The 18234-nt window shown below is 51.3% G+C and carries 18 protein-coding genes; 8 read left to right on the top strand and 10 right to left on the bottom strand.

What is annotated here, in order from left to right; all coding sequences use genetic code 11:
- Positions 1-181 precede the first annotated feature (181 nt).
- Positions 182-3568 carry a tetratricopeptide repeat protein gene (locus G3M70_08675; protein QPJ61943.1) on the top strand — a complete coding sequence of 1129 codons (3387 nt, stop codon included), beginning with the start codon at positions 182-184 and terminating at the stop codon, positions 3566-3568.
- Positions 3569-3571: 3 nt separating this feature from the next.
- Here G3M70_08675 and G3M70_08670 read toward each other — a convergent pair whose 3' ends face one another.
- Positions 3572-4459, bottom strand: a complete 888-nt coding sequence (locus G3M70_08670) for a hypothetical protein (protein ID QPJ61942.1) — start codon at positions 4457-4459, stop codon at positions 3572-3574.
- Positions 4460-4772: 313 nt separating this feature from the next.
- Here G3M70_08670 and G3M70_08665 point away from each other — a divergent pair, with 313 nt between their 5' ends.
- Positions 4773-5468, top strand: a complete 696-nt coding sequence (locus G3M70_08665) for an ABC transporter ATP-binding protein (protein ID QPJ61941.1) — start codon at positions 4773-4775, stop codon at positions 5466-5468.
- A 49-nt stretch (positions 5469-5517) separates the two neighbouring features.
- The gene (locus G3M70_08660; protein QPJ61940.1) at positions 5518-8097 is read left to right on the top strand and encodes an FtsX-like permease family protein; all 2580 of its coding nucleotides are present in this window, start codon (positions 5518-5520) and stop codon (positions 8095-8097) included.
- Between the two features lie 58 nt (positions 8098-8155).
- Here G3M70_08660 and G3M70_08655 read toward each other — a convergent pair whose 3' ends face one another.
- From G3M70_08655 to G3M70_08635, 5 genes are all read right to left on the bottom strand, one after another.
- Positions 8156-8560 carry a hypothetical protein gene (locus tag G3M70_08655; GenBank protein QPJ61939.1) on the bottom strand — a complete coding sequence of 135 codons (405 nt, stop codon included), beginning with the start codon at positions 8558-8560 and terminating at the stop codon, positions 8156-8158.
- A gap of 339 nt (positions 8561-8899) precedes the next feature.
- On the bottom strand, positions 8900-9178 hold the full coding sequence (locus G3M70_08650) for a GIY-YIG nuclease family protein (GenBank protein ID QPJ61938.1): 279 nt from the start codon (positions 9176-9178) through the stop codon (positions 8900-8902).
- A 220-nt stretch (positions 9179-9398) separates the two neighbouring features.
- Positions 9399-9692 carry a GIY-YIG nuclease family protein gene (locus tag G3M70_08645; protein QPJ61937.1) on the bottom strand — a complete coding sequence of 98 codons (294 nt, stop codon included), beginning with the start codon at positions 9690-9692 and terminating at the stop codon, positions 9399-9401.
- 170 nt (positions 9693-9862) lie between these two features.
- On the bottom strand, positions 9863-11623 hold the full coding sequence (gene recJ / locus G3M70_08640; GenBank protein QPJ61936.1) for a single-stranded-DNA-specific exonuclease RecJ: 1761 nt from the start codon (positions 11621-11623) through the stop codon (positions 9863-9865).
- Complete coding sequence (locus tag G3M70_08635) at positions 11623-12219, bottom strand: ribonuclease HII (protein ID QPJ61935.1); 597 nt, start codon at positions 12217-12219, stop codon at positions 11623-11625. Before G3M70_08635 ends, recJ begins: the two co-directional genes overlap by 1 nt.
- 97 nt (positions 12220-12316) lie before the next feature.
- Between G3M70_08635 and G3M70_08630 the strand changes: the two genes are divergently transcribed.
- The 5 genes from G3M70_08630 (at position 12317) to G3M70_08610 (ending at position 15786) form a co-directional block, all read left to right on the top strand.
- Positions 12317-13288 (top strand): M48 family metallopeptidase, encoded by a 972-nt coding sequence (locus G3M70_08630; protein QPJ61934.1) that lies wholly within the window; start codon positions 12317-12319, stop codon positions 13286-13288.
- A 102-nt stretch (positions 13289-13390) separates the two neighbouring features.
- Positions 13391-13918, top strand: a complete 528-nt coding sequence (locus G3M70_08625) for an ACT domain-containing protein (protein ID QPJ61933.1) — start codon at positions 13391-13393, stop codon at positions 13916-13918.
- A 108-nt stretch (positions 13919-14026) separates the two neighbouring features.
- The gene (locus G3M70_08620; protein QPJ61932.1) at positions 14027-14506 is read left to right on the top strand and encodes a hypothetical protein; all 480 of its coding nucleotides are present in this window, start codon (positions 14027-14029) and stop codon (positions 14504-14506) included.
- Positions 14507-14619: 113 nt separating this feature from the next.
- The gene (locus G3M70_08615; GenBank protein ID QPJ61931.1) at positions 14620-15066 is read left to right on the top strand and encodes a hypothetical protein; all 447 of its coding nucleotides are present in this window, start codon (positions 14620-14622) and stop codon (positions 15064-15066) included.
- 153 nt (positions 15067-15219) lie between these two features.
- Positions 15220-15786, top strand: coding sequence for a cytochrome P460 family protein (locus tag G3M70_08610; protein QPJ61930.1), 567 nt, complete (start codon positions 15220-15222; stop codon positions 15784-15786).
- Positions 15787-15880: 94 nt separating this feature from the next.
- On the opposite strand, the gene rplS is transcribed toward G3M70_08610, so the two are convergent.
- The 4 genes from rplS to rimM all read right to left on the bottom strand — a co-directional run bounded on the left by rplS (position 15881) and on the right by rimM (position 18234).
- Positions 15881-16300, bottom strand: a complete 420-nt coding sequence (rplS, locus tag G3M70_08605) for a 50S ribosomal protein L19 (GenBank protein QPJ61929.1) — start codon at positions 16298-16300, stop codon at positions 15881-15883.
- Positions 16301-16420: 120 nt separating this feature from the next.
- Positions 16421-17005: an RNA methyltransferase gene (locus tag G3M70_08600; GenBank protein QPJ61928.1), complete on the bottom strand. Its 585-nt coding sequence runs from the start codon at positions 17003-17005 to the stop codon at positions 16421-16423.
- Positions 16998-17753, bottom strand: a complete 756-nt coding sequence (gene trmD, locus G3M70_08595; GenBank protein ID QPJ61927.1) for a tRNA (guanosine(37)-N1)-methyltransferase TrmD — start codon at positions 17751-17753, stop codon at positions 16998-17000. Before trmD ends, G3M70_08600 begins: the two co-directional genes overlap by 8 nt.
- Entirely contained in the window at positions 17731-18234 is a 504-nt protein-coding gene (gene rimM, locus G3M70_08590; GenBank protein ID QPJ63763.1) for a 16S rRNA processing protein RimM, read from the bottom strand. Before rimM ends, trmD begins: the two co-directional genes overlap by 23 nt.

The following is an 18234-nucleotide window of genomic DNA, read 5'->3' as shown; positions in this document are numbered from 1 at the left end:
AGATCATGAGTGGCCGGAAGTGCCTGTAAACAGAGGCCAACCGCCAACAAAAACGGCTTTAACACTCCGTCCTGCAAAAAAGAATGCAAGAGCATAGCATGATCCGACCGGAAAAGGCAGATGAGGCATCGATAGAACCTAAAAGCACGTCATCCAGTGCGCTTTTTAAGGACTTATATCGATGAATTGCCCGAAGTGTGGATTCGAGAGTCCCCCTGGTTTTAAATTCTGTGGTGGCTGCGGGCACAATTTTGCCGAAGCCGGACCCGCATCGGCTGAACCCACAGCAGCCCCGGCACCGGCACCTCCCTCTCCACCACCACCTGTCCCTGTACAAACGGAATCCAAACCCCCGCTGGTCCGGAACGAGCGCCGCGATGTTACGGTTTTATTTGCTGATGTCAGTGGATTCACTGCCATGAGTGAAAAGCTGGACCCGGAGGAAGTTCATAGCATCATGAATCTTGTGTTCGAAGGGCTTGGACTTTCCATCCGGGAAGAAGACGGGTACATCGACAAATACATCGGCGACAACGTGATGGCGCTGTTCGGGGCTCCCGTGGCCCACGAAGACGACCCACAGCGCGCCTGCCGGGCAGCCCTCGGCATGCAGGCTTTTCTGGCCGAGTTCAGTGAGCAACACCAGGCTCGAACCGGCGTTAATTTAAGGATGCGGATTGGAATCCATTGCGGCCTGGTGCTTGCTGGCGAAATCGGAGCGGAGTTTCGCAAAGACTATTCGGTGATGGGTGACACAGTCAACCTGGCCTCGCGCATGGAATCGAACGCCCCTCCCGGCAGCGTTCAGGTTTCGGGTGAAGTGGCCCGCCGGGTCCGCAGCCAGTTCCAGTTCGGCCCGGTCCAGTTCATCAAGGTCAAGGGTAAGGAACATCCGGTTGAAGCACGCATCCTCGAAAAAGAAATAACGGAACGGGATGCTATTGACCGCGACCCGATTTCCGCTCCACTCATCGGGCGCGAAAAGGAACTGCAAAACCTGATCGACCTGCTGAATGCTGGAGAAAGAGATCCGGAGTGGATCGAGGTGACCGGCGAAGCCGGTGTCGGTAAAACCCGGTTGGTCGAGGAAGCCATGCGGCACCTCCCCAGGCATCAACAGGTACCTCTCAGCGCAACACCAAACTCACAGCGCCAGCCATTTGGACTGGTGCAGCTGATGGTCCGTGCCCTGGTCCATAAAGTGTTACGCATCCATATCCCGACCACCGAGCGCGAACAACTGGAAGCTCTTGAGCCGACTCTCGGAATCGACATGGCCACCTTTGGTGATGCCTTGTGGTACCTGTACGCCCCGCGCCGACTTTCGGTTCCGCCACCGGACCGCGATCCACAAACACTGCGCCGCATTCTGGAACAAAGTATCACAGCCCTTCTGGAAAGGTTCGGCAGGCAATACCCCAACATCATCCTGGTATTGCACTCCTGGGAAATTGCCGACGAGGCGTCTGTAAAGTTTTTCACTTCCCTGGCTGAAAAAACCGGGCACTGGCCTTTGCCCATTGTCGCGACAACGCGGGAACCCTCAATGGGACCGCACCGCAAAACGCTGGAGCTCATGCCGTTTTCGGATGAAGTGGCGCACACCCTGCTGGACCGACTGGTCCGGGGAGCGGAGTTGTCTGAAGCGTTGCGTTCCAACCTGGTGACCCGGGCAAGCGGCGTTCCCCAGTTTCTCGAAGAACTTGTGCGCGCCCTGGTCACGGAAGAAATTATCCAGACTCATGATGATGGCACCTGGTACTGTTGTCCCGATGCCACAGCGGCTGTCCTGCCCTCTTCTTTATTTAACGCCCAGGTTTCGCGACTCGATCGGCTGGAAGCACCGGAACGGAATTTACTTCAGCAATTCTCTGTACAAGGATATGAATTCAATCTGAACATTGCCGAGAAGGTGCGCGAACAACCCAAATGGCAAGGGCCTCCCTTGCCTTCCCTCCTGCCACAACTGGAGGGCAAGTCAATGGTCCAGGATGTCTCGGGCCTGGACGTCTCGGTACCACGGTGGACCTTCAACCATCCCCTCCTTTGCGAAGCCAGTTACGAGACCATGCTCATCAAGGATCGTAAAGAGTTGCACGGACAGATTGGTGAATCTCTTCTGGATGCGGCCGGTGGTGATCTCAACATTGCTTCGGAATTGCTGGCGCATCACTACGAACGGGCAGAACAATGGGAGGGGGCTGCACAGGCCAACCTCAGCGCCGGAGACCGCGCCGCCGCCATGTTTCTCAATGAGGAAGCCCTCACCCGTTACAACCGCGCCCAGGAAATGATCTCCAAAGTTGAAACCTGGCGTGAAAAGGGTCTGCACATCAAGGTACTGGCGCTTGGAAGCTCTGCAGAAATTTTGCTTCGGCTCGGACGCTATGCCGAGGCAGAAGAAATGGCGCAAGGCATGCACCGCATCGCCCGGCGTAGCCATGACAAGGCAGAAGCCAACCGCCTGCATGCAGCGGTGAGCCTCAAGCTTGGAAAAGCGGATGTTGCCCTGGCTCTGCTCAGTCAGGCCCTGGAAGCCAGTATGCAGGATGACCGGTCTCCCAAAACTCAGATGAACGTTTTATACGACCTTGGAGAACTGCATTACCTGCAAAGTAATATGGAGAAGGCACTCGAATACCTGGGACGTTACCGAACCATGATCCCCCCCACCGACACCGTGCCATCGATCAGGGCGGATCTGTTTGAAGGCAAGATTCATCACGCGCAAGGCAGGTTCCAGCAGGCAGTAGCACTCTACTCGCAAGCCTACGCATCGGCTCGGCAGACATCCAGTTTGTCTGATCTTGCCAATGCCAGCAACCAGATGGGCAATGCCCGTCGGGATGAAGGCCATTACAGTGAGGCCCAGCGCCATTTTGAATCAGCGCTCCAAATCTGGAACCGGATTGGAATGACCGAGTTTGTCGCCGGTGCCCATATCAACCTCGGCAATCTGGGAATGAGCCTCGGCGACTTTAAACTAACCCGGGAGCATCACCAGAAAGCATTGACCGCGTTTCAGGAAATCGGGAATGTTCGAGGAGTGACTCTGGCGCAGATCAACCTTGCCGTTGCTGCCATTGAACTGGAAGAGGGAACCGACGCGGTGCATTGGGCCCAGGAGGCTATCAATAACCTGGGCTCGACGGGTAACGCCCTGCTGCTTGGACAATCTCTGGTGATCCTGGGGGAAAGTTATCTGGCCTGCGATGATTTCAATTGTGCGAGGGAAGTGTTTGACCGTGTAATCGAAGAGTTTAAAGAGGACAATCATCCACTGGCTCACGCGGGTGCCTGCCGTGGCCTGGGACGGGTCCACATGATGCAACAGGGAGGGGAAGAGGCCCGTGCTTTTCTTTTGAAAGCTCTCGAGCGGTACGAACACCTCAAACGCGAACAGGAAGCCGCCCGGACACTCCTGCACCTGGCTCATGCATTATGGAAAGAAGGGGAGAATGAGCAGGCGCAGGAAAAAATCAGGCAGGCCCGGGAACGGTTCCGAACGCTGGGGGCGCGAGTCGATGTCGAACGCGCCGAAACGTTGATGCGCGAATTCGGCGTTTGACGATCACTCGAAGTTGATTCCCACCCCGATAAAAATACCAACATTATTGCTGCCACCCGGCTGAAGTGCCGCAAGGCTGAATCCGTAACCCTCCGGATGACGCACCTGCACACCCGCAGACCATGGAACCGCCGTTGACCCCTGGGTCTCCTGCTGGATTTCTCCCACCAGATAAACATGCTTGGGCAATTTAACCTCAGCACCAAAATAGCCTGCATGGTCATCGGCCAACTGCTCGAACCAGAGCTTCTTCACGCCTGCATTCAGTTTGAAATCGACTGGGAGGCCCATTGATCGCAGTGAAAAGTTTTTGGACAAGGCGAAGAACAGGGTGTGCTGTTCCAGTGCATCGTCGCCGATAATTGAAATTCCACCGACCGCCATTTGCGGGATCCATTTGGCTTCGTTGAGAACCTTGATACGGGCGAAAGGTCCACCTGCGCCAAAGTCATCGCTGCGACAGGGAGTGTTGGCTCCGCCAGGGCCACCAGGACCAGGTCCCGGGCCTCCGGGTCCGCCTGTACCAGGACCACAGGGCGCGCTTGCTGCGGCACCACCAGAGCCCAATTTATCGACGTCCAATACCTTTCCGATGGCGCCGACTTCCAGCCAGTCTTTAATACCGTAGGCAATCAGGGCATTGTGGCTGTTAAAATTATTGTTTTCGACATCCTCCAGAAGAGCGGCACAGTACTGGACAACCAGTTCGCCTTCTGCCAATGGGTTTGATGTGGGATTGAGAAACAACCCTGTAGGACCTTCGGCTGTGATATTGCCGTGGCCGATTTGTTGATTCAATGTCATTTTGGCATCATCGTGAGCCAGGGCATTTCCGGCTGTCACCAGAAATAACAGTGCCCCGACTATCACTGCCTCGATTTTTATTTTCACGTTCGCTATCCTCCCCTTCATTCAGGCTTAGCCCGGACTGCAAAACCTATTTGCAGAATTTAATTTTTGGAGGTCAAAGGTTTCGTAACTGCCCGTTTTAGAAACAATTAACCCATGATAATCATTCAAATTCCAAGCAAACAATTTATTCAACAAATGGTATTTTGTCAATCAATGGTTTTTACATAACAAGCTGACAATAAACCCCTTTTGCGCCCAAACCCTATATCTGGTAAAGCTTTATGTCGTTTCCCTCAATTCTTGCTTTGAAAAAGCATGCCTGCAACACGGAATATTGTTAAACTTCTGCCTCATGGAATCTCCTATTATCCAACTCAGGAACGTCTCAAAGTCTTATGAGGCCGGAAGTGTGCGCGTCACGGCTCTCAAGGACATCAACCTTGAAATGAACGCGGGTGATTTTGTCACCGTTATGGGACCGAGCGGTGGTGGTAAAACCACCCTGCTCAATTGCATGGGCGGACTCGACCTGCCGGACGAAGGTGAGGTCACCCTGAACGGCAAACTGATCTCTCAGATGTCCGATGACGAATTGACCCGACTGCGCAGAAAAGAGATCGGTTTCGTGTTCCAGTTTTTCAATCTCCTGCCCACTCTCACAGTACGAGAGAATGTTGAACTGCCGCTCCTGCTCAGCCACGCACCGGGCAAAGCCATCAAGCGGATCCAGACACTGCTCGACTATGTTGGACTGGGGCACCGACTTGAATCTTTTCCAGCAGAACTTTCGGGAGGCGAAATGCAGCGCGTCGCCATCGCTCGATCCTTCGTGCATCAGCCGCACCTGATCCTGGCCGATGAACCGACCGGCAATCTCGATTCTGAAAACGGTCAACGCATTCTGGAATTGCTGCAACAGGCCTGCCGTGATTTTAATACCACCGTGGTGGTGGTCACCCACAATCCGGAAGCGGCCCAATACGGCAACCGGCATTTTGAAATCAAGGACGGTCGTCTGGTAAACGACAGTACCCAAGCTTCGACCTGATACTCATGACCAAAACCCAAACTATTTTTTCTGAAGTTTCCGGAAACGCATGCGCTCGTTAAAATATTTTTTTGATCTGTTCACGGCTCTCATCCTGAGACCCTTATGGCGCGATCCATTTCGCACCGGACTCACCACACTTGGGGTCGCGATCGGTGTATCCGTTTTTCTCAGCATTCAACTCGCCAACCATCAGACCCTGCTTTCTTTCAGCCAGAGCCTCGACCTCGTTCTCGGCAAAGCTGATGCGGTGATCACCGCTGAAGGCATGCCGTTTGACGAAACCCATTTCAAAAAACTGTTACCGCTTAGAAAATGGATCAAGGCCTACCCGGTTATTGAAGGTTATGGCGTCGAAGAATCCACGGGTGAGGTGGTCGAAATTCTGGGCACCGACCTGTTGCAGGATTCCGGGATACGCGATTTTTCCATGAAGACCACGGCCAACGACCTGATGGGACTGTTGCCACTCATCCTCGATCCACAGAGCATCATCCTGCCCGGCAAATTCATTCCCGGTACGCAATACAGTCCGGGGCAGAAAATTTTCTTCCAGGTCAACGGGCATAAAAAAGAACTGCACGTTAACGCCGTGCTTGATAACACCGGTATAGCGAGAGCCTTGAATGGCAACTTTGCCTTGATGGATATCGCCGGGGCGCAACTCCTGTTCGATAAAATCGGCAAGCTCGACCGCATAGATGTCGAGTTTAAAAATGGTGGGAAGTTCGATGCCATGCAGGAAAAAATCCGTGAAGTACTGCCGGAGTTTTTACGCATCGACCGGCCAGAGCGGAAAAACAGACAGGTCGAGAAAATGCTGCGGGCTTTTCAATACAACCTGTCCGCCCTCAGCTTTGTCGCGCTGCTGGTGGGTCTCTATCTGATCTACAACATGATTTCGCTTTCCGTCGTTCGACGCCGCATGGAGATCGGTGCCTTGCGCGCCATGGGGGCCACTCCACTATTGATCGCATTGATCTTTATTCTGGAAGCCGGGATCATCGGCGCCATAGGCTCGGCCATCGGGATCGTCCTCGGTTACGGTCTCGCCCAGTTTTCACTCGATGCGGTAAACATCACGGTCAATAACCTTTACCTGCCAACTCATGCCTCCGAAATCGATTTCCATTGGAACCAGACCGGACCCTATTTTCTTTTAGGACTCGGTCTTTCACTGGCCTCGGCTCTTATTCCTGCCAGGGAAGCTGCCCTCACTCCACCGACTATCGTGATGCGCCGCGGTAGCTACGACCTGAAAGTTTTCCGGGGCAACCGCCGACTCACACGCAGTGGCGTGATGGTTTTTTTACTGGCCGGATTGAGTTCACAACTACCGCCCATTGGCAATTTCCCGTTTTTCGGTTTCCTTTCAGTGGCGCTTTTAATTCTTGGATTATCATTGTTCGCACCCTCGGCCCTTTTGTTGACACGCGACCTCACTCGTGGCCTGTGCACACACTGGTTTCGCGGGGAAGGTCTGCTGGCCTGTCGCAATCTCGCACAAAACGTCGGGCGCAACGCCATTTGTGTCTCGTCACTTGCCATCGCGTTCATGATGGTCATCAGCATGGGCATCATGGTGCACAGTTTCCGGCAAACGGTTGAAGTGTGGATCGGGCAGACATTAAAAGCCGACCTGTTCGTCCGTGCCCAGCCGGGGAAAAACATCGACTACCATTACACGCTTCCCCTAAAACAGGTTGAGGCCTTGCGGGAGACTCCTGGAGTCAAGGCCGTGGATCTGTTCCGCGCTATCAATATCAGTTATGAAGACGAACCGGCCATATTAGGATCAGGTGATTTCAACGCGCTGTCACGTTATGGTCAGCTTGTCATCAAGGAAGGGCCGCCGACACAATCGCTGGCTAAACTCACCGTCAACCACAACCGCGCCATTGTCTCGGAAGCGTTTTCTCTCAAACACGATATCAAACCAGGGGACACCATACCGCTGAACACACCCAACGGAGCCCTCAACCTGGAAGTGGTCGCCATCTATTATGACTACTCGCAGGAACGCGGTTACGTCATCATCGACCGCACTACATTTTTAAAATACTACAGAGACCCCAACGTCAACAGCTTTGTCGTCTACCTCGACAACCCTGCGGAGTTATCAAAAGTACGGGCCGAAATTATGCAACGAGTGGGGACCGATCACCGTATTCTGGTACGTTCCAACGCGGAGTTGAAAACAGAAGTGCTCAATATTTTTGACAAGACCTTTGCCATCACCTACTCGCTCGAAATCATCGGGGCCGGGGTCGCCATGCTCGGCCTGTTCAACACACTCATCTCCCTTATCATTGAACGTCGGCGCGAGATCGGTATCTTGCGTTTTATCGGAGCCTTTAAAGAACAGGTGAAAAAGATGGTGATGATCGAGGCGGGACTGCTCGGGTTGATCGGGTCCGTGATGGGATTGATTGCAGGAGGGATCGTGTCTTATCTATTGATCTTTGTGATCAACAAACAGTCCTTCGGCTGGACCATCCAGGTATTTTTTCCTTACGGTTTTTTGATCGGCGCAACGCTCATCTTCTGGCTGATCGCGGGCCTTGCCGGATTGTATCCCGCAAGAATAGCTGCCCAACTAGAACCCAAACAAGCTGTGAGGGTGGAGTAGTTTCTATGCAGCTCAATCAGTTGGCCGGAATGGTTTTGGCCAACTAATCATTCTTGCCCTACTCTTTATACAAAGAAAGCTTTTCGGTTATGAGTTGGACTGAGTTACGAACACCTTCATCAACATCCAGTCTCATTTTTCCTAAAATTTTTCGAGCAAACTGTTTATCTACTTCAAAAACAGCATACAAAGCACCAAGAACGCTGTATCGAACGTTGCTATCCTCGTGTGAACATAGATCAACCAATCGAAAAATAATTTCCCCTTTCTTTTTATATTTATCGAAGCAAATTTCATCAAGAATCCACGCTCCTATTGAAATCAGTTCAGAGTCACTTGAATTTAATAGTTCGAGGATTTCAATTGCATCCCGTTCGCCACGGAATTCATCTGCAATATAATTGACGCGAGTCCCATCGTCGTCGGGATCGTTTATGGCTTCATAAATTTCGTCGCAAATCATTTTTTACTCCCCACAAGTTTTCCTGAAAAACAATTTCAAAATTTTTTTCTATGCTTCGTCTCTCATTTAAAACCCAAGAATGCCAAGAGATAATTTTGACAGTAAACACTAAAAACGGCTAAGCAAAAGCACAAACAAAGGCGAGATTCTTCGCCTGCGGCTCAGAATGACCGATTTGGATTTTTGGTATTTTAAGACAGGGGTCGGTGAGCGGGGCCCTTAAAGAAAAAGCCTGCTACAAACCATTTTGATATTTCAGGTCATTTTTGAAACAGCAAATTCACCGTATGTCATTCTGAGCCGCAGGCGAAGAATCTCGCCTTTGCCCTTTTTAAATAATCACGCCTTACTCAAATCTTTCCAGTTTGGATTCATCGACTCAATCAATTCGATTTTCTTTTTTCGTTTCCAACCTTTGATTTGTTTTTCTCGATTAATCGCGGACTCCACCTGATCCGTTTTTTCAAAATACACCAAACGGCCTAAGCAGTATCGACTCGCAAAACCTGGCAACATTCCCGATTTGTGCTCAGCCATTCTTCGCTCAAGGCTATTGGTAACGCCCGTGTAAAGAGTCCCGGAAGGATTGGTCAGAATGTAAACAAAATATTCTTTCATCAAAAACCCCAAGTCAAAAACAAAGGCGAGATTCTTCGTCACCCTCCGGGATCCTCAGAATGACATGCGGTAGTTTTGGTGCTTTTTTAAAAAACATCTCTGTCCAAAATGGTTCCTGACAATCAAACCCAAAAAACACCCTCCTGTCATTCTGAGCTTTTCGCTGTCACCCTGAGCCTAGAGCATGTCCTGAGCGAAGTCGAAGGGAAGGGCGGCAGCGTTATTTCCTGGGTTTACTCTTCGCCAAAAAGGGTAAATCTTCAAACCGCCTTTCAATCAAGGCCTCTTTCTTTTGACGGTTCCATCCCTTAATTTTCTTTTCCACCTCAATTGCATGATGAATATTTGCAAACATTTCAGAAAAAACCAACTCTACAGGTCTTCGACCCTGCGTATAGCATTCTTTGATCAAGCCATTTTGATGTTCCCACACCCGCTTAGTCAAATCATTCGTAACGCCTGTGTAATAACTGCCATCCCGGCACCTTAAAATATAGACATGGTAACGTTTCATTAAACATAAAGGAGGCCCCCCTTCGACAAGCTCAGGGTGACATTATTTATATTGGTCTCTACAAACAACTATTCTCAATACAACAAGTGATGCGAAAAAATTGTCTAACAAACCTGCCTAAAAGAAAAACCGTGTTTTTAAAAATCCAGACAACTCTTATCTAATCTTTCTTAGACCCTAAAATCCAGTAGTTTGAGTTCGAGTTTGGCGGAGCCGGAGAAATCGTTGCGGTGCAGCTGGTAGACGATGTCCAGCGTGTCGCCATCTTTTAATCCCGCGAAAGCGTGCGCCATCAAAAACCCGATCACTTCAATCCTGGATTTGCCCTGCGTGACTTTAAAACGAACGTGATTTTTTTCCTTACCGATTTTCCTGAAATCCTTCAACGTCACACTCTTTGAAATAAATATTGGCGATGGATTGAGTTGTCCAAACGGTTCCAGCTTCGAAACCTCTTTATAAAACTTCCAATCAATCTGCGACAGTTCCAGCTCAATATCCCAACTTATCTCGGGAATCAGATGGTGTTCACTTAAAATCCGGTGCCCAACCGAATTGATCGCCTGTCGAAAATTGTCGATGCGCTCCTGTTCAATGGTGAGTCCGGCAGCGTAGGCATGCCCCCCGAACTGGATGACATGTTCCTGACATTCACCGAAGGCACGGTGCAGGTTGAACGTTTTGATACTGCGGGCCGAGCCCTTGCCAATGCCTTTATCGTCAATCGCGATCATCACCACCGGACGATGGTATTGATCGACCAGTTTGGAGGCGACGATGCCGATGACCCCGGGATGAAAATTTTCCGAAGCCAGCACCAGCACACGATCGCGCTCAAGATCAACTTCGCGCTCGACAAGATACTCCGCTTCTTTCAGCACCCAGCCCTGTGTTTCCTTACGCTTTGTATTGATGTCATCCAAACCCTTCGCCTGCTCCATCGCGGCGTTGAGATCGTCCGCCACCAGCAGGTGGAACCCGGTATCCGCTTTGCCCATGCGCCCGGCCGCGTTGAGACGCGGGCCTAAACCAAAACCGATTGAGAACGCGTCGATCCTGCCGCTGCACCCTGAAACCGACTTGAGCGCAACGAGGCCCGGTTTCTGCGTGGTGCGCACGGCTTCGAGTCCGTGCACGGTGAGCACGTGGTTTTCCCCGGTGAGTGGTGCAAGATCGGCAATTGTTCCGAGCGTGAATAAATCGAGGTGCTGCTTTAAATTCGGCAGGCGATCTTTTTCCCATCCTTTTTCGTGGAGAGCCCGACGGATCGCTGCGGCCAGTTTGAAAACGATGCCAACACCCGACAAAAATTTAAAGGGATAGGTGCAGTCCGGTTGATGCGGATTGAGCACGGCGATGGCAGGAGGCAGACCTTCATCCCCCACCTGATGGTGATCGGTGATGATCACATCGAGTCCGAGTCCATTAGCGTACTCAGTTTCTTTTACGGCTGTGATCCCGCAGTCTGCTGTGATGACCAATCCGGAACCCCGGTCTTTTATTTCTTTCAGTGCGGCGTTGTTGACCCCATAACCTTCTTGTTTACGGTCGGGCAGGTAGTAGTCGATCGGTGCGCCAAGCTCGCGGAAAAAATGCACCATCAACGCGGCGGAGGTCACCCCGTCAACATCGTAGTCGCCGAACACCGTGATCTGCTCACCGGCATTCACGGCCTGGCAAACCCGTTCTGCCGCCTGCTGCATGCCGGTCATTAAAAAGGGATCGTGCAAATTATCGAGAGAAGCGTCGAGGAAGAACCGGGCCACCTCGATTTCGGCAAGACCGCGCCCGGCAAGCAAATGAGCGAGAGTGCGAGACACTCGAAGCGCTTCCTCAAGCGAAGCGGCTGCCTTTGCATCCACCGGGTTTTGACACCACCGCTTGTTGAGTCGGGACAATGAATCCGGTTCTGTTATTTTTGAATCAGGCATCACAGATATTCTTTCACGCCTTTAAATGACTTGCGATGAATTTCGCAGGGACCGTGTTCGCGAATACTGTCGCGGTGGAGTTTCGTTCCATAACCCTTGTGCTGCTCGAATCCATAAACAGGAAATTGACGGTGGTAATCGTGCATCAGGCGATCCCGCGTTACTTTCGCCAGCACAGAGGCAGCGGCAATGGATAGGCAACGCTGGTCACCTTTTACCAGAGTTTGCTGGTCGGGTTGTATGTCAATTCTCTGATTTCCATCAACCAATACAAGATCCGGCATTACCTTTAATTTTTCGACAGCCTGTTTCATGGCCAGTCGCGTTGCCTGCAATATATTGATTTCGTCGATGCAGGGGGAATCCACCACTGCGACGAACCAGAGGTCCGTCAGCCGTGTCAGTTTGTCATAGAAAAATTCCCGACGTTCTTCAGTCAGTTTTTTGGAATCATCGAGACCGGGTAAATCTGGATCCTGCGGCAACACGATGGCAGCGGCTGTGACGGGCCCCGCTAATGGCCCTCGCCCTGCTTCGTCCACTCCTGCAATGCATTGATAACCTTGTTCTATCGCCTGTTTTTCAAAGTCTTCCATGTACCCTCTCCAGGGTCGCATATTATGAGATTCTCAGAGGTACCGCAACTTTCAACTGACCCTTGCAACTGGCTGTCTGTAAATCCTATAATGAGGCATGTATCGATTCCTGACGACCCTGCTTATTCTGCTCAGTTGGAGCCTTACCGGCTGCACCACCACCCCGGTTTCCGGCAAAAGTGCGCTTATTCTCGTACCGTTCTCGCAGGAAATGCAGCTTGGCGAGCAGGCCTTTCAGCAGGTCCTTGAGAAAGAAACACTGTCTCCAAATAAGGACTACACAGCGGTGGTCGAGCGCGTGGGAAGGCGCATTGCTGCAGTGACCAACATGCCGAACCTTAAGTGGGAATTCCGTCTGATTGAATCCGACCAGCTCAATGCTTTTGCGCTGCCCGGGGGTAAAACGGCAATCTACACCGCCATGCTTCCTGTTTGCAAAAATGAAGCGGGGCTGGCGGCGGTGATGGGACACGAAATTGCCCATGTAATCGCCCGACACGGTGCACAACGTATGTCCCAGGACATGGTGGTACAGGCAGGCATGGCAACTGCTGCAATCAGCATGGCCGACAACAGTCAGCGCGGAATGATCATGGGCGCATTGGGACTTGGCGCGCAACTGGGAGTGATGCTGCCCTTCAGTCGCGGAATGGAATCCGAAGCGGATGAAATTGGGACCATCTACATGGCCAAGGCGGGATACGACCCGGCGGAAGCTGAACAATTCTGGCGAAGGTTTGCCAGTGTGAAGACAGGCTCCCAGCAGCCTCCTGAATTTTTATCGACACATCCGGCAGACGCAACCCGCATTAACCAGATTCGACGGCTGCTTCCAAAAGCACAGCAAATATACCGGGACAATCCTAATAAATACGGCCTTGGTGTTTCATTCGTCAATTCCGGTCAGCCGCAGAAGGTGAGTCAGGCAAAGCAGGCCGGACAAACTGCCAACGCGCTGTTCGCCCCGTTAAAAACAAAATTGATAAAAAAGAAAGCGCCTGCAGTTAAACCTGCGCCCCGACCAACCCCAAGTGGGGCAGCCCCTGCCATGCATCTGGACGCTCATTAAGCCTGAGCTGCTTTATCCCCCTCTCCCGCTCCATCCTGTAATAGTAATTGAAGGCCGAACTCGAATCGGTTAGAGTACGTCATCCTTTCACTTAAACGAGTAATGACTATGAGCCAGTGGTACATGGTATCCATGATCGGTCATGATCGACCGGGAATTGTTGCGCAATTATCTGCTGAACTATGCCAGAAGGGCTGTAACCTTGGGGCGTCCTCCATGGCAAGGCTCGGTAACTATTTCACTATCATGGTGATGGTGGAGTTCGAAGGAGAGCGTCCGGAGTTTGAAGTTCTTGTTGTGACTCTCTCTCAGCAATTGCAATTGAGTGGAAGCGCCGAACCCGTAGCTGGCAGCCATGAGCACTATGTATCTCCTGATGTCCGCATCAGCCTTTATGCCGACGACCGTCCGGGTATCGTGGGAGACATCACAACCGCTCTGGCAGAGGCCGGGCTCAATATTTTGAATCTGGACTCCAACATTGGCGAAGGCGAAAAGCCAACCTATTATGTGCATATTGAAGGCACCGTATCCAAAGGTCTCGATTCCCTTTACGATGCCCTTGATCATTTATCAAACGAGAAAAACATGACAGCGCAACTTGTTCCAATTAATCCTGACTTAAGATAAATTTAGAAAAATTTGAAAGTTGTCCGCTTTGCGCTCTCAAGTCTTAAAAAACTTAGCCGTTAAAAATTTTTCTCGACCTTTTTAAAATTTCCGTTATATAATAATTTCATGACTTGGAAAATACGCCTCATTTTGAAGACCGCCATTATGGTCGTGGCAGTTCTATCAGCCGGTACTGTGTGGGCTCATCCGGGCTCGCCTCATATCCATGAGGGCCCTGCTCTATTGCAGGATCACAGCGCGCATTCTCCCTTTCATCAGCACAAGCAGCATATTCAGGCCAAAAATGAGGGACAATCCCTGCATTGTATTCTGAACGGGCATTCGTCAGAGCAACCCTGCCCGCACATGCAGTCCCGCAAAATGGATGACAATGGTGTTGAAAAGCTTCGTGCCGAGTGTGGTGGCCATACGGGTCCCCATGGCGCATCCATTGTGAAAACCGACGCAACCTATTTTGCAATTGTATCCACCCCGGATGAAACGTACTGCTCGGATCAGGAACTATTTCCTGCAATCCATCCCCTGCTTTCCCGATCTATCCCCAAGATCGCGCCCCCTCCCAAACGGGCACTCCTGTCTTACTAATAACAAATCCCAAATAAAATTTAATTGAGTTAAGCCTTTTTGACCCAAAGCGGAATTCCGTCTTTTGCCGGTTTTCCTTTGCTATTGGCCTCGGCTTAACAAGGAGTGTGCCCATGAAAACGATGGAAGGCCATCTTTCTCTCTGGAGCAATATGTTTGTGTTACTTGCCGGGTCCTGGCTGACACCGGCAGAGGCTTCAATGTCCACAAAACCCCACGTGGTACGAGCATCTATACCGCAAAAACTCATGTACCGGGTGGAGTCAACCACATTGGAAGGACTAAAGGAATCTCTGGCACAGGTGAATTTGCATATGCGTCAAAATGCGGACCGGGTCCGACCTGAAATCCGTCTGGCGCTGACCGGGGAAGGAATTGTCTGGTTCAAAAAACAGGGAATGGATGAAGAGCTCAAGACTATTGTCGAATGGTTTCAGGATGAAGAGGTCCAGATTGGGGTAGATCAAAGCTGGGTCCATCGCTTGAATTTGAAAGTGGAAGACCTGAGCCCTGGCATTGTGATTTTAAATTTTCAATCCTCCACCCCCAAGGAGGATTGACCACCGGGCGTGCAGGCGGGCTTGTGCCCAAGTGCACTCCCAACCGGATCTGGTCTTGTGACCTGATTCGGCCTGAGTCGCGACTCCCGGCATTCGATGGCAAACCGGTGCCGGGAGTCCTTTTCTCAAAAAAATTTTTCAGGAGCCTCAGAAATGAGCTTTCAAAGTTTCTGCAAACAATATTTTTCAAACGTTGCAGGTAAGGCTTCACTGGCCTTGATTACCGGATTGATTCTCGTCCCTGCCATGCAGGCCAACGCGGGTGAAGGTCCTAAAGACGGGCAACTGTCTTTCCCGGACTATTCCGAGTGGCCCACCTTTTTAAAATCGGTACAAAAGAAAAACATGGTACGGGATCTTTTTATTAGTCCGGAAGCTTCCAAAACCAAAAAAGGAGATGCCTTTCCAGATGGAACCACTCTGGTAATGGAAATCTACAGTGCCAAAAAAGATAAGGATGGAAACGTCCTCAAGAATGAACACGGAAAAGTGGTTAAAGATAACCTGGCCAAAATTTATGTCATGCAAAAAGGAAAAGGCTGGGGAGCCCACGCCCCGAAAGATCTGAAAAACGGGGACTGGATTTTTTCTGCGTTCTCAGCAGAGGGAAAACCGATTGAAGCGAACTACACCAAATGTCGTGGTTGTCACATGCCTTTGGGTGAAGCCAAGGACTTCACTCACCGTTACGACGAGTACTTCGATAAGCGGGGGCATTGATTTTTCAGGGGGTGCACCTCCTCATTCCCTGAAACAAAAAGCCCGCCCCCAGGAAGGGGGCGGGCTTTTTAAATTTGTCCGTTGGTTGTGTTGCTTAAACGGCTTTTTTCGCACGGGCTGCCTTGGCTTTTTTGCCTCGACTGCGCGTTTTACTTTTCTTCTCCGTTGGGGCTTTCTTGATTTCCTTCAAGCGAGCCGCTTTACCACGCAGTTCGCGCAGGAAGTAGAGTTTGGCACGGCGTACTTTTGCATGCTTCACAATATCCACTTTTTCAACACGCGGAGAATGGATTGGGAAAATTCGTTCCACACCGACTCCGAATGAAATTTTCCGGACGGTGATGGTTTTGCGGTTGGCGGCTCCCCGCATTTTGATGACAACGCCTTCGATGACCTGGATGCGCTCTTTCTCCCCTTCAACAATGCGCATGTGCACCTTCACGGTGTCACCAATCCGCACTACGGGAGGCTGCTCCTTCATCTCTTTCTTTTCAATAGCATCAACCAGATTCATTACCTTCGCTCCTGTGATCCTGTAACTGGAAAACGGTGATTATATCAGGTCCCCAGGGGGTGGGCAATAGGAAATATTCCCCCTGATTTTTCAAATCGTTATCCCCTTGGATTGGTCAGATCAGTCTTCGTGCCGCTTTATCAAAAGCCGGTCCAGAATTATAGCGGTGGCGGCCCGTACCGGCAGGTGATTATAGCCATTGATCCCGTCAATCGGCGCCAGGATCATATCGGCCCGCTTTACCATATTACGCTCCAGCCCCCAACCTGTACCAAACAGGATCAAATACGGGCCTTCATCCTGCTGAAAAGCCAATCGGGCCTCATCGTAAGTCACGCTCTGGGGAAAGGGCTTGGCATCCGGCACCACGATTCTGGGAGCCCTTCCCACCTCCTCTTCAATTTTCTTACCGGCTTCCTGAATATTTTTAACCACCATTGTTGAGGTCAAGGCCTCTTTGCGGGTGGGATTGTATCTCGACCCGAACCCTTTCATCCAGTGCGCCACCATTCGTTCGACCAACTGGTGCTGGGATTCCAGCGGGGTGACTACGAAAAAAGTTTCGACGGCAAATGTCCGGCAGATGCGGGACATATCGTGCACATCAAGAGTGGTCACCGAAGAGGTAACAATATCACCCTGTTTATTGAGTACCGGGTAGTGCACCAGCGCGACGAAGATCCGCGGCTTTATGGCCTCACTCATTATTCGTCTCGTCGATCATCGCGCGTTCTTCATTATTCAGATTGAGTTGTTCAAGCAGGTCAGGCCGATGGCGCGCTGTTTTTTTCAGTGCGGCCTTGCGCTGCCATTCCTTGATTTTTTTATGATCGCCGGAGACCAGAACCTCCGGCACTTCACTTCCTTTATAATCACGCGGACGGGTGTACTGCGGGTATTCCAGCAATCCGTTTTCAAACGACTCTTCATCCAATGAGGCGGGATCCCCCACCACACCGGGAATCAGGCGGGTCACCGCATCGACCAGAACCATGGCCGGGATTTCTCCTCCGGAAAGCACATAATCACCGATCGACAATTGTTCATCCACCAGGGTTTCCGCCACTCGCTCATCAACACCTTCATAGCGTCCGCAAATAAGGATGATCTGGTTGCTATCCGCCAGTTCCCGCGCTTTTTTCTGGTCGAACCGTTTGCCGCTGGGCGACAGCAAAACCGTCAATGCCTGGGGCCGGTCCTGTTTGATTGCCTGCAACGCGCGATCGATCGGTTCAATATTCATGACCAGACCCGCTCCGCCTCCAAACGGAGTGTCATCCACTTTGCCATGTTTGTTCAGTGTGTAGTCGCGCAGGTTGTGTAACCGGACATCGAGCAAACCTTCCTCCCGCGCACGGTCGAGGATACTCTCCTGAAAGGGCCCTTCAAACATTTCGGGGAAGAGGGAAATGATATCGAAATGAATGGTTCTAGAGGAGTCCGTCGATGGCATGAAAAACCAGCTTTTGTTGGTCGAGGTCGATACTGCGTACCACCTCGTCGATCATGGGCAGGAGAAGTTCGTTGGAACCTTCCCGTACCACGTATACATCGTTGCTTCCGGTTTCAATAATTTCAGATACCGTCCCGAAATATTTTCCGGTTTCATCGTAGGCCTTGAGGCCATGAATCTGAAACCAGTAGTATTCACCGTCGGGTAGTCGGGGAAATTCGTCTTGAGAAACCAGAAGGGACAACCCGCAAAGAGGTTCGGCCTCTTCGATGCTGTTGATGCCTTCCAGTTTGAGAATAAGGCGAAGTCCGTGACCTCGCAGGGAGGAAATAGTCCGGGGCGCGGCGGTCTCCGGGTCCGATTCGAGACGCGCCTTTTTCAGGTCGCCCAAAAGGGTTGTATCGGAGATCTCCGGCTTGAATTTAAATTCGCCCTTGAGGCCATGCGGCTTCACGAGCCTTCCCACCGGGACCCAGTGCAT

The sequence above is a fragment of the Candidatus Nitronauta litoralis genome, from assembly GCA_015698285.1.
GTDB classification, from domain to species: domain Bacteria; phylum Nitrospinota; class Nitrospinia; order Nitrospinales; family Nitrospinaceae; genus Nitronauta; species Nitronauta litoralis.
This window is presented reverse-complemented; position numbering and strand designations above follow the sequence as displayed.